Genomic DNA, 13010 nt, shown 5'->3' on the forward strand with positions numbered 1-13010 from the left:
TTATTTTTATGGCTTCGACAAAGGTTCTGTTGAAGCATTGATTTCTGACTTAATCACCTATGATTTTCTATGACAAAGTTTTTGCAAGAGTCAAGTAAATAAGCATATCCCGAGTCTCTATCTTTATTTTCTCAGTCTACAACTTTATTTTTCGAGTCTAACACTTAATTTTTCTGTCTAATACTTTATTTTCCTAAGACATCGTAAACGGGAGTTGTTAAGTCGTAGACACCTGAAGTGTTGCTGGCCAGGACGCCTTTTGGGCTAAAATACTGAGTTCCAATACTCTTAATCATTAAGGATTTTCGAGGGTTAAACGTATTATATAGAAGATAATTCGAAGGAGTGAATTGTAATGGCCAAGACGAGAAGACCTGAGTTAATACAACTGTGTAAGAAGTACCGTATTCCTTTTAAGGTACAACGAGGGTGGTGCCTGCAAGTACGTGCTGCGGCTCGAAAACTACCAATAGGTCAGTATATTGCGTTTATGAACGAGGCAAAGTGGAAGTCCATTATCTAAACAGCAGGTGGCGGCAGGGGCTGTACTGCATCAAACAATAACCTCGATTTCTTTCTTTTAACAGCAGCAGCCTGTGACTTGAATATAAAGTCGATTGCTGTTGCAAAATTAATTATCCTGGTCGGATACGACAGTAAAATAATAGCCGGGTGATCGATCCCCCGGCTCCTGCTTAATCATTTGATTTGAATTGATGGCCTTTACTTAGAGCTTCAAGGGATGACGATTTTGTCTTTCCCATAGTAGGATATGACGTTCTAGCATCACTCGACGTTGCTGTTACTTGCTGCTTTACTTGAGTATTTTCAGCAATTACCTCCAGCAGTTCAAGCGCACGGCTTATTGAGAAAAAGATAACGCCGGAAGCAATCCCGGAGGCGATCCATGTTAGCGCCACGCTCCATCGGAATTGACCTTCGTAATACGTGTCAATCGCTTCAAGCATCGGATCTGGATCGTTAGCGATCACGACCCCCGCGATTACCCCACCGATGATAGATAACCATCCGAGCCATTTAAGAACTTCGTTTAAATTCATAATTATACCCCTTTATGTAGTTATGACAACACAATCAATATTACATCAAGGTTCAAGAATATGGAATCAGAATTACTACCGCAATTAATAAAACGGATGGATAGAAAATGCCGACTACTACAGTTATAATAATCCCTATTATGGCTAAGGTCACACCGGTATGAAAGATAAGATCGGCTATTATGCCACCAATGAGGCCTACTAGGAATAAAATCCCTAAAACAGCAGAAACCCCTGATCCTTGAACTACGCAACCAAACCTAGATTCACGTTTCCACTGATACTTAGCTTTACGCATTGCATACCTTTGCATCTGACTTTTACTTGGGAATCCTTTCATTTGACTGTCTCATTATCGTTACAACTAACTTTAATACGATAGTAAAAAATAGCCGGGGGAGCTCTCCCCCGGTTGCTATCTATTTATGCGGTTTCAAAGAATCGGTGTAGCGACGGATATAAGGGGATCTCCCGCTCCTTGTCCTGCATAAGAGCAACGCCAAGATCGATCATTGCGTTCTGCTCGCCGGCGAGCGACCGGATGTTCATCAACCGAAGAAGCAATTGATGGATAGGATCGTTGACATCCCGGAGTGGATCGGTTTCTCCCACTCCATCTGTACGGTTGACCTGAAAGAATACATCCTCGTATCGATATACGATTAAGCGGGTTATTTCCGCCTGATGCTCCCGCTTCATCTTCTCTGGCTGCAGGAGCGCCTTGAACAGCGAAACGTCGTCCATTGGTAGATTGGACATTTCAAGCCAGGAGCGAACGCCGGCGAACGTTATTTCCATATTCATCATGAGATACGATTCTATGAAAAGACTATCCATTATTTTTGTTTGCATTAGTATTGCCCCTTTATATAGTCTACGTGTGTCACGCGAAGATCGTCGGTATCGTCTGATTCAAGCGTTACAGCGATAGCGTCGGGAACATCCTTCAGATAAATGCGTGGCGCTTCGGTTTCCCCTGAATAATAGTTTAGCACATTACTGTAATTTACCAAATTGATTACTGGTTCCCCCGTAAACGGGTCGATCATGTCTGTGTATGACACCACATTTTGCCCGTTAACGCGACTTCGATGAACCCGATGGCCATAGCTGCCGAAGGCTTGCTGAATCCCAAACATAATCACTATCTTCTCTGACGTGTTCTCGGTTGCCGGGGTAGTCGGTACAGTAGGTACCTCGGTGTTACCGGAAGAAACAAGAATAGTAGAATTTCCGTAAGGAACGTCCGTCCACGGCTCGCCAGTTTCCGGATTAATTCCGCGGTCCATGTCCAAACTGATCAGGTTTTGCGACATCATGATCGATTTAAGTTTGTTCGCATACTGCCTATCGGTTGCGTAAGTCGCACGCTGCAGTTCGTTGGCGAATTCAAACGGATTAGCTTTAGATAACGCCGTTCTGTACCTACGGTTCAGCAAGAGAAAGTTGGAGTGGTCCGCAAGCGATGCTTCGAAGCTATCATACGCCCGAAAACTAGCACGGATTGTATAGACGCCGCCATTATCTTGTTCGTTTGTGGTGGCTCCGCAGGATGGTCCGTTCCAACTTCGGTTTGCTTTAATACCAAAAAGGTTGTTACAAATGTGCGATCTGCCGTAAGCAGATTCAAGGGCCATCTGGGCAAGGGTTACGCTGGCCTTGACTCCACTCCGCTGTTCTTCCGCCATGGCATATGGCGCCCACTGAATAAAAAATGGATTCGTGAGTGTCCCTAATGAGCTGGGCACTGTAATAACAGGTCCGGCGCCGTTCGAGCCGCTCATTCCCCCGTTCCCGGTACCGATCAAACCGCCTCCATTCAGGTCCCGGATATAGATGGTTCCCTGTTCATTGAATGCGGGCGCTGTGGTCTCCACATAAACATTGCTGATATAGAGCAGTTGATCGGACTCATAATTATTGCCTGATACGTTCAACCAATTTATATCTGCCATAACATCGAATGCGGCTTCGCTCGCCACGTCCGTCAATTGGGAAATCATCATAATGAACGGCGTGGGATCGACCGCATCTTGTTCACCAGGAATCAACTCATAGTGAAGATGGGGACCGGTCGAGCGCCCGGTGTTACCCGATAGCCCGATGATTTGCCCTTTCTTCACGATTTGTCCTGGAATTACATACGCATCCCTAAGATGTAGATAGCGAGTTATAGCACTTTCGAGACTTGAATCATTACTTTCTATCGCGACGTAAATACCCATACTTTTAATGGCGTCGGTATCGGACAGTTTCGGATAGTTTACTGTTTTGACGACGCCATCGGTGGAGCTGGCGACCGGCGTTCCGACGGGTATACCAAGGTCTATCCCGTCATGAAAGCTGTGGACACCAGTAACCGGATGGATACGCTCCCCAAAACCACTTGTGATGCTTTCTTCCAAGTTTTCGATATAAATCTGTGGCGGAAGAAACTTCTCGGAGATAAAGGTTTGCGCGGCAACCGTCTGAGAACTGGAGATCGCCGCGGCGATGATATAGAAGAACATGAAAATGACGAGTAGTGCAAGATACACGTACCAGAAGGAGACGAAATGGTTAGCAATCTGGGTGCCGACCTGCTTCTTCAACTGATTTTTAAGATGCTGTTTCAGCAACTCCTTCGCCATTTCGCTGGCCTGTTCAAACGAGGCCATGAGCATTCCTCCTAACTATTATTGATTTCAGCTTGCTTCCGCTTCTTGGGTGTCCGTGTCGTTTGTGCTTTCTTCGTAACTTTTTGTTCGATTTCCTTGTTTTTTGTGTTCACAGCTGCTTCGGTCAGTTTTGTGCCGCTCGCGCGGCGCATGACTTCGAGTTCCTTACTTACGGTATTCAAGTCGGTAGAAACCTTGGCCGAGACCGTTTGCTGCATATTGATCAGCACAGCCGTTTTGGCGACGGTATCAACTTCAAACCGCTCGCCTGGCTCGAGAGCGGATACGGCACGGGAAAGCCCTGCCTTCGCGTCGTCCATGCTCTTTTTGAGATTGTCCGGCAACTTGACCCTCAACATATCGAAGGATGCCTGTACCTGCGGCGTTGCAGTAACCGTAAGCGGAATGTCCAGCTTCGTCGAAGCGGTCGGAACGGCAGGCAACAACTTTGCAAGGCCCGACGTGCTAATTGGAGCACTTGATGTGACCGCAGGAGCGAGTATTTGAACGCCCTCTTTCGGTGAGGTCGCCTTCATAAAGGCGGCGTTCGCGCTTAGCAGATCATCCCTCTTCTGTCTAAACTCCGGCATGTTATGGAATTGCGATGCCACAGAGATTCGCCCATTGCGGGAAAGCATCTTCTTGTTTACCTGTTGAGTGGTACTCAGGCTAGCTTGCTTGAAGCGGCTTTCCATCCCCTTTACGAAGTCGGAGTGCTTGACTGGTTCGCCGGTGGCATTCGCTGTGTCGATCGCCTGCTTGTACTCGACCTTATATCGCTCAAAAATCTCAATCATGCAGAAGTCGTCGATCGAAGTCTCCAGCTTGCGATTCTTGTTTAGCGTACCAGCACGCTGCATCTGCTCGACGGCCCGCTTCGGACGATTGACCATGAACGTAGATGCTTGCCGGATCGCATTCTCGTTGGAGTACATTGTCGCGGCAACCTGTTGATCATTCATGACTTCGTTTACGCCTTGCGTAAGAATTGACTGCTTCACATCGCCGCCGTCATCCTTGATCCCTTTAAGCCGCGTCTTTTCTTCTTTCCACTCTTTGTCCATACCGCGAAATGGATTCTTCGTTCCGTTTTTGAGGTTTTCATTAACCCGTTGGACGTAAGGCGTGTACTGAACCGGTTGACCGGACTCCGAAGAGAGTTGTTCGGCAGAGTCCTTCTCACGTTGGTAGCGCAGCTGCATGCTTGCGTTGGTCGCGTCGTTGAGGTTGTCGCCGGCTTTGTGGATGGAATTCGGATTGAACGTGCTCGGCACGCCCTCTGGCTCCTTCCGATTGAACATTCCACTGACCGCGGTGCCTGCTTTGCTGTAAACGGAGCGGGTAACATTCCGTTGAACGGCATCCATAACGGTCGACTTTGCCTTCTGCGGCATTGGAATGACGCCAGCCGCTTTCGAGAAGACAGATCCTAGTTCGGTACGATACTTAAAAACAACAACGATTATAATGGCTTCAACCAACATTGCGACAAACCATCCGGCTTTCGCCGTGTTGTATACGATGTTGAAGGCCATATGCCCCATAACGATCGATAAGTCCAGAAAAAAGAATGTGATGGTAGTTGTCAGGGAAATTCCGATCAGCTTAACGAATTGTCCGCGAACGACTGATAAGCCCGCTTCCCGTCCAGGAAGCAGTGACGCCAGAAGCGTAACCGACATAAAGGCTGCATGGATAAGAAGCTTCAGTCGAATGAATATCGTAGCGAGTGACCAAAAGCTTAGCAAGCCAAGGATTAACAAACCAAACAAGGCATTACAGACCAGAATGACCATTTGCTCATCCGAACGGATTTTTCCGACCGCAGGGTATTTATCCTGAACGTCTTTCAAGGCTTTATCACGGGCCTCAGAGTAGGGATCGGTATTAAGGATTTTCTGGACAGTCGCTGGGTCGGTTTCATAAAGGTCGGCCTTGTCATATTGCAGCATGGTATATGGCCTCATGACGAGATTCATCCATACCTGTTCGGTAACGACGGTTATACCGTCGGATGACGATTGGTTGAGACCAGCGGGTACCGCGAGGGCCGTATACATCGTGTCTCCCAGCTCCGTCGCTGCAGCATTGAAGAATTTAAGGATTGTCCCCGCTTGCGAAAAGAAAGTTAAGGCTACGACAACCGCCAACAAGAAGGAAACTGCGGTTTGTACGGTATCTAAAAACCGCAGACGGATCACCTGCCAGAGCATGTAGAGCAAGGTTGCGGATGCAAACACTCCGAACATGCTGTTCCATAAACCCCTGCCCATAAACCCGCCGCTTACACCTGTCAGATTCTTGATCATACCTGCTATACCATCGATAAATGTATCCATATAGCTAAATGTGAATGCTTCCCGAACGATGAAATTGAAGAAGCGCGTAATCTGTACGCCCAACAAGAAGAGCATGCTTAACGAATGATCATAGATCGAATTGATGCTATCCGTCGCCTTGGCCCCTACATTCCAGAAAGATCGTTCGGGCTGAACGGTTTGAAATGCATATTTCGATACGCCGAATTTATTGTAGAGTGCAGTATTCTGATTTGAACACGAAGGATCGTTCTTCGGGCAGTTCGGTATCATCTCGTCAAGGGAGCTTGCATAGCTCACGGAAACCGGGACTATAAAACAGAAGACGAAAGCGATCAATACTCCGAGAATGATCGCTGTTCGTTTTGATGGGCGTTTAATCCTCTTCATCTTCTGGATCAAAATCATCATCCTCCTCGGACGCCGCGGCTGCTTCCTCGTGGTATTTCGCGAATCGCTCTAGGATCGAGTATTCATTTTCCTCTTCTAGCGTCGCGTCTTCATCTACAGCTTCCGGTGGACGGGTATCAAAACAGTCGAATAGATGCTGGAATACAACATCGACGGTTAGTACCCCGATGCGGCCGTAAATATCTTGCATCAAACACTGTCCGTTCTCCAGGTTTTTCACCATGTCCATGTTTTCCTGTGTATGCTCGAGACCGAAATACGACAGCGTATCCTTGACCTTTTTCGTATCCGCGTCGCGGAAGGCGAATTTCATACCGATGTTACCGGCTAAGTCACCAGACATGTCCGTCGCGTTCTGTGTTGCGATACAAAGGCCACCGTTTAGGGATCGACCAGTACGGATTACGCGGTCCGCCATCTCCTTACCGATTTGAGTTCGGATAATCGCCCATGCTTCATCCATTTCGGCAAGTGTAAAGATTGTCCGATCATAATAGACGAATCGGTCCATGAATCGGCCAATTGAATACATGGTGGCGACGGACATTTTCTCGGCAAGAGAGTAGTTTTCAGGTAGTTTTTCGACGGCAGGCATTTTTAAGTTCTGGACTTGCAGTATGTTCATTGCATAGTCCATATTGAGCGTCTTTTGCTCACCATTACCGAACAGCAACTTCGCGAAGGACAGGTCTTGAAAGCTGGCCAATACTTCCGCAACTACGGCTGCGGGTTGACGGGTCTTTCCGATCTCCGCCAGTACCTCTATGCATTTGGATAAGTAAGGATTAGAATTAGTCGCTACTTGTACGACAGCTTGTGAAATGTACGTGTATTCGATGGAATTCGTTTTAACGGAAGCAAGATAGGACAGGATGTCCATACTTGCTTCTTTGGCATCCTCGATGTTGGTAAGCATGAGGAAAGGATCCAGTTTACCGACGTCTTCGGGCTCAGCTGAGAGCGTTGCGACTTGAATTTGCCCTTCAAGTTCAGTTAACGTTTCGGGCCAATGCGAGCGTTCTGCTTTCGGGTCAAATATCAGAGTCTTTCCACCGGTCACGGCATTTTGATAACCGAGTGTATTCAGCAGAACAGATTTTCCGCCCCCCAAAGTACCGTGCAAGCTGAAAGAAGGCGATCGGTTAATTTGACTGGCATGCCTTAGATCAACGTAAACCGGCCGCTGCAGAGATCCGGTCGTTCCGATGTAAAGGCCAACACCATCACCAAGTTCTTGCGTTGCACCAATCATGCCAGCAGCCAAAGTTTCAGGCGGAATACGATGTATGTAGTCAGATACATACCGAGGCGAACCGGGTATGAAGTCGTTGAATAGCAGCCATTGATCGCCGGCTGGCAATTCAACGTGGATATTACCGAAATCGCGGTAATGATCCTGGATGATCCTTATATTACTTTTGAGCATATTCAGGTCGGTGTGGTAAAGGCCAAACGTTACGTGCGTGATGAAAGTCGGGTTTTTCCGCTTCTTGTACTCGTCTTCCAGATAGAGGGCACGGTCTTGCTTCTCTTGCAAATCGATCGGAACAGTCGCTCCCGCTTCGTGAATGTTCTTAACCTGGTTATCAATGTCCATTTTCTTCTTGCTGAGCTTCTTCAGTGCATCCCGTGCTTCAAGAACTTCAACTTTGACACTCATTTGAACTGGGAAAGGCAGTGTTGCGGCGCTGTATAGCCATTCACTTCCCGGCATTTCAAGTGATTCGGGAAGCTCTGAAAGTGTTAGATAAGCGTGATAGACTTGCTTTTCAACGCCTTCATGCGGCTGCGTGATTTTAATTCTTCTTGGGTTTGACGCATCGATATCCCCTTCTGTAAGCGTAAGTACTTGTCGGGAATCGTACAGTATCGTGCTGAGTCCACCACGCTCCCCTTTCGATTTTTTTGGGTTCCATCCGTCTTCGTCGACCGAGCGAAGTGTCGGATCCGCAATGCCCCACCAAAAATTCCGTTTGATCAGCCATTCGATCGTCGCATGTGTGCCGCGTTTTATTTTCATTTTGCGGGATAGCCGATCGAAGATTTGGTGTTCCTTCACCTGATAGGACTGAAACTCATGTTCGAAGATTTCTGGTTCATTGATGCCGGCCAAATTATCAATGAAGCGTTTCGGATGAAGTAATAGCTTTTTCAGTTCAGTCGCTGCTGTTTCTACATGCTCGACCAAATCTTTTGCGTCATTTTTCGGAAGGTAGACCGCAATATAAGCGCGGTAATCAGAATTGTTGGCACCTTTTACGTTGTTATAGTTTTCGTTAAGATACTCGCTCATCGTATTGATGACTTTTTTTCCCCAATTCTTTAGGGGGCCGTGAAGGCGTTCTTTCAGTCGCTCGTGGTGAGCGGTAATGTCATGAGTGCGGGGAAGCCATAAGATATGAAAACTGTCGGTCATCAACGCCAAGAAAGAAGTCTGTGTAATCAACCGATCGATCTGTTGCTGGTCGCTTAGGTGATCGTATATGAATGGATTAATTTCGTAGACCGCGTATACGGTCTTGTCGTGATTGAATATCAGGTTATTTTCGAAGTAGGCTATGGGAAATTCGATATTCACTTTACTTACTTTGTTTTTCGCTGCCAGTGCCAAGCGTGAAAACCTCCTTTAGAAAAGAGAGCGTGATTATCCACGCTCTCTCCGTGTGCGGTAAACTACTTTACTATCGTAAACATATCTTTTCGTGTGCTCAAACTTCCTGTACCGATGTAGGTGTTTGTTTCGCATCCAAAAGAAAATCATGCCGAGCAACCATTTATGAGGGGCTTTGCCGTCTAATTTCTGTTTTGCAATAAGCCAGGTCGCGCCTACAGGGAGCAGGAACACTGTGTACGACGGTGGAAGGAAGAATAGTATAGTCTTTCCAAGAATAAGGAACACAAGTTCGCATACCACGAATATCCCCACGATTCGAAGATTCGCCGGGACCGGCAGCTTCTTCCCTTCCAATGCATAGATAACCCAGTCAAGGTTCCAAATCTTTGTATAATTTGAAACAGAGACACGTGGAGATTCAGGTTTATCGCTCATGCCTTACGCCATAAATGCATTGTAGAGTTTGGAGGCGAGGTTTTTAATCCACGTCCAGTTCGTGAAGATGGCAACGACGAGAGCGATAGCGACGAAACTTGCCATTTTCATCCAATCACGAACGAATAAGAAGTAGACGCCAACGACGAGAAGTACAGCAGGGATCAGGGCATTGATGTTTTTCGTGAGTGATGCACCAGCTCTCTCTCCTACACCTGTTGCAAAGACAGGGGATACGATGCAGAACAGAGCGATGGACATTAGAAGGACCTTCAATGCTATTTCACGGTTGAATTTCATGTAAAAAATCTCCTCTCAAATTTAGAAAATTTATTGTGTATCTGTAGGGACTGTTTCAGATGAAGCGGGTTCTTTCATGACCTCGGAATCCATTTCTGGATCCGTTGTTTCCGCATCGCTTGGTGCTTTTTTCGGTTGATTGATACCATTGGAGATGACGAACAACTTGCCATCCTTCTCGTTAACGGTTAATGACCACGAGTTATTGAATGGCTCTCCAATATCGCTATTCACCAAGACATTGGCATCGATGCGATAGTTTATACCGGCTCCATCAGGTGATGGAACTGAGAACATGGAGACTAAGTTCAGATTTTTGTAGGAGAATTCCGACTTGATTAGCGATTCCGGAGCTTTGACGTTATCAGCGTAGAAGTATTTGAGTTGACTGGCGTTACCCTCATACCAGGACCGAAGGTAACTGTCAGCGAGCTCGGTTCCCTTTTGAATCAGGGCTGAGTCACCCACGGCAACACCCTGAGAAGCGGGATCGATGGTTTCTCCTTTGGCCTGTTCGGAAACGAATCGAGGATACGCTTGGATAACCGGGCCTTCGGCTGCCAAGGTCACTGGCACGACCATATAGGTTTTTCTCGTTACGATAACGGGCTCCCCCGCTTTTCCTTTCGCCGCTTGTAGCTTATCGGGCAACGGCGTAACGGTACGCCATACAACAACGGTAATGTCGATGTGCTTATCATCGAGGACGTTCGTTCCGTATACCTCCGCGGAAGTGACTTTACTGGAGCTCTTCACATCGACCGTCTTCAATCCCATATCAGACTCAATACCCTTGATAAACTTTTCCAAGCGTTTGTTCCGGTCGAGAGTGTAGTTCGCATCCCAGGTGAAGTATTCCGTCGCAAAATCAGTTGCGAATCCCTTTACGGAATCGGATACGATGGTCTCGGTGTTCCCGTAAACCGTTGTCTGGTTAATGACCCGCGTTCCTTGTGCAAAAGAGATGGCGCCTTTCAGCAAGAGGAGACTCAGAAACGTCCAGAAGACAGTACGGATAATCTTCTTGCCAGCACTCGCCCGCGGTGCCCGCGGTTTGATTGACTTATCCGATTTTTTCTTGGGCTCGTCTTTCATGGAGGCTTTCTCCGCTGCCTGAGGATCAACCTCGTTGTTCTTATTCTTCTTTTTCAGAAAACTCAACTATTAATCACCTCCCTTGTTGACTTCGTTTGTTTTTGCCTCCGGTAACCATTCCAATGATCAATACTGCAACCACGAGGAGTATGATGGCGTATTTGGCTGGGAAAATCTCGAACCATTGCCAGAAGTTAACGATCTTCTGCCATACAGAAGGTGCCTGGTTCGCAAGTTCCCCGGAAATGTCGTCTACGATAGCTACGACCTTCTCATGTGTCTTGTCCAAATCTTTAGGAGGCGGAATTTCCGGTATGTCCTCCTGCACAACCTGCTTCGTTGGTTCAGGCACAAGTTCTTTCTCCGCTGGGGTGCGAATGAGCAAGACAGCTGCGATCAGGGCGACCAACACACCGACACTTGCTACTATGACTTTCTTGTTTTTGCTCAAGCGTTCAACTCCTTCAAGGGATGATTCTCGTATATTAGTTAATTAGTTAATTTACTAATATACAAGTATTGTTGAATGGATCCTCCGCATTTCTGGATAATTCCTTGTTTGCACCACTTCAGACCCAATAAAAATAATTTGGAACCTCATGTGGTGAAGGCAAAGGTTCAAAATGTTCAGGAGGCCGGAACAAAAGGAACAATGTGGCCAATAAGAACACCGCAGAGAAGATTAGCAATAAAGCCTTCTGTTTTCTGCCCAAAGGACACCACCTTTTCAACTAACATAATAGCACACTAATATATTAATTAGTATACAGCTATTGGGAAATTCTGTTGATTAAATGCCCATCATATAGGATTTTTGAGAATTTCAACTACTTAATGCTGATAACTATTGGATCAGCTTATTGTAGCGACATGATGATATCTCCAATGTTCTTCCCGACAAGGACACGTTGCTCATCATTAGGGAATACATGTGAAGCTGCCTTTTTGATATTCTCCAGGCGTGACTTATAAACAACATCAGGGAGTATGAAGGCTATGATCCCGCTTCGTTGAATCTTATTCGACGATAATTTGAGAACGTCCCTGTATCTTTCCAGCTTCTTCTCAATGGATACCTGATCGGTATAAAATGGCGATCGTTGCACAGGCTCCGTAGACCGATCCAACTCTACGTAGAAAACCTGCTCTCCTATCCGAAGGACTGCATCGGGTCGAACCGACATAGCTTCACTATCGGAGTATACCGAAAAGGCTGGGTGCCAATCCCAATCCTTAAATTGATTAAACTCCGGGAATTTCACCATCCAGTTATACCTAAGATCCAAGTAGACTTTCCCAAGCTCCCAAAAGTGTTCCTTCTTCGCCCTCTCCATATCGAGTTCAAGCTTCGAAAGTCTGGATTCCTCCAAAACACCAATCTTGATCTCCACAATACGTAGGCCTCTTGCCGTCAGATAATACCATGTTTCCCCTCTTATACGTCCACGTTTATGAGCCGGCTTGTCGGTTTCATCTGGAATCATGTTTGTGGATTCTATCAGACCCCCGTTCCTCATCTCCTGGAAGTTTCGTCGCGCTTTTATCAGGGCACGCTGACGATTCTTATCATCCAAGATAACTTTCTTATCCGGCCCAACTGATTCATATTCCGGATAATGCTGTTCAGGGCTGTCCAAAAAGAACATATTTACCGCAACTGACTGAGGCATTAGACGACATAAATACAGATCAATGAGAATTCTCCAATCCCTACTCCCTAAGCCAGCAATAACATCACCAAGAGAATACTCACCTGAAGAACGTCTCTTTCGTTTTCCGCCTTCATCCGGAACCGTAATGACGCCGCGGCTAACCTCTTCCTGTTCCTTCACCGGACACAACTCCTTTCTTGACCCATGAGTGGGCTGGGGTTGATTTGCAGCAAACCGTTTTCGGTGTTAGTCGCGAATTCAGCCATAAAAAAGAGCTAAGACTGACGCGGTTTTGAGCCATATTTGGGGGACAATTGCCGTTCAATGTAAAAACCAATGTGCAATCAGATAAAGAAACTGATATAAAAACATTTAATTGCACGATGTTAAACACATTAAAAGTACGATGTACAAACAGATTACAATCTTCTGAAAGTACGATATGCGGATTCAATAGTCAAAAAAAA

At 46.4% G+C, this 13010-nt stretch carries 11 protein-coding genes; all 11 read right to left on the reverse strand.

What is annotated here, in order from left to right; all coding sequences use genetic code 11:
* Window positions 1-695: 695 nt before the first annotated feature.
* Entirely contained in the window at window positions 696-1061 is a 366-nt protein-coding gene (locus tag L1N85_RS19290) for a hypothetical protein (protein ID WP_235240679.1), read from the reverse strand.
* Window positions 1062-1113: 52 nt separating this feature from the next.
* Window positions 1114-1401, reverse strand: coding sequence for a hypothetical protein (locus tag L1N85_RS19295; protein ID WP_235240680.1), 288 nt, complete (start codon window positions 1399-1401; stop codon window positions 1114-1116).
* A gap of 83 nt (window positions 1402-1484) precedes the next feature.
* On the reverse strand, window positions 1485-1913 hold the full coding sequence (locus tag L1N85_RS19300) for a hypothetical protein (protein WP_235240681.1): 429 nt from the start codon (window positions 1911-1913) through the stop codon (window positions 1485-1487).
* A complete protein-coding gene (locus L1N85_RS19305) occupies window positions 1913-3718 on the reverse strand; it encodes a glucosaminidase domain-containing protein (RefSeq protein WP_235240682.1) in 1806 nt (601 codons plus the stop codon). The genes L1N85_RS19300 and L1N85_RS19305 overlap by 1 nt, the downstream gene beginning before the upstream one ends.
* 11 nt (window positions 3719-3729) lie before the next feature.
* Entirely contained in the window at window positions 3730-6438 is a 2709-nt protein-coding gene (locus L1N85_RS19310) for a CD3337/EF1877 family mobilome membrane protein (RefSeq protein ID WP_235240683.1), read from the reverse strand.
* A complete protein-coding gene (locus L1N85_RS19315; protein ID WP_235240684.1) occupies window positions 6413-9058 on the reverse strand; it encodes an ATP-binding protein in 2646 nt (881 codons plus the stop codon). The genes L1N85_RS19310 and L1N85_RS19315 overlap by 26 nt, the downstream gene beginning before the upstream one ends.
* A 33-nt stretch (window positions 9059-9091) precedes the next feature.
* Entirely contained in the window at window positions 9092-9496 is a 405-nt protein-coding gene (locus L1N85_RS19320) for a TcpE family conjugal transfer membrane protein (RefSeq protein ID WP_235240685.1), read from the reverse strand.
* Between the two features lie 3 nt (window positions 9497-9499).
* Window positions 9500-9796, reverse strand: coding sequence for a hypothetical protein (locus tag L1N85_RS19325; RefSeq protein ID WP_235240686.1), 297 nt, complete (start codon window positions 9794-9796; stop codon window positions 9500-9502).
* A 30-nt stretch (window positions 9797-9826) separates the two neighbouring features.
* Entirely contained in the window at window positions 9827-10957 is a 1131-nt protein-coding gene (locus tag L1N85_RS19330; RefSeq protein ID WP_235240687.1) for a conjugal transfer protein, read from the reverse strand.
* A gap of 7 nt (window positions 10958-10964) precedes the next feature.
* Window positions 10965-11342 (reverse strand): hypothetical protein, encoded by a 378-nt coding sequence (locus tag L1N85_RS19335; RefSeq protein WP_235240688.1) that lies wholly within the window; start codon window positions 11340-11342, stop codon window positions 10965-10967.
* A 406-nt stretch (window positions 11343-11748) separates the two neighbouring features.
* On the reverse strand, window positions 11749-12723 hold the full coding sequence (locus L1N85_RS19340; protein WP_235240689.1) for a replication-relaxation family protein: 975 nt from the start codon (window positions 12721-12723) through the stop codon (window positions 11749-11751).
* Between the last annotated feature and the right edge of the window lie 287 nt (window positions 12724-13010).

Origin of the sequence: Paenibacillus alkaliterrae (assembly GCF_021532375.1) — a bacterium.
GTDB lineage: Bacteria > Bacillota > Bacilli > Paenibacillales > Paenibacillaceae > Pristimantibacillus > Pristimantibacillus alkaliterrae.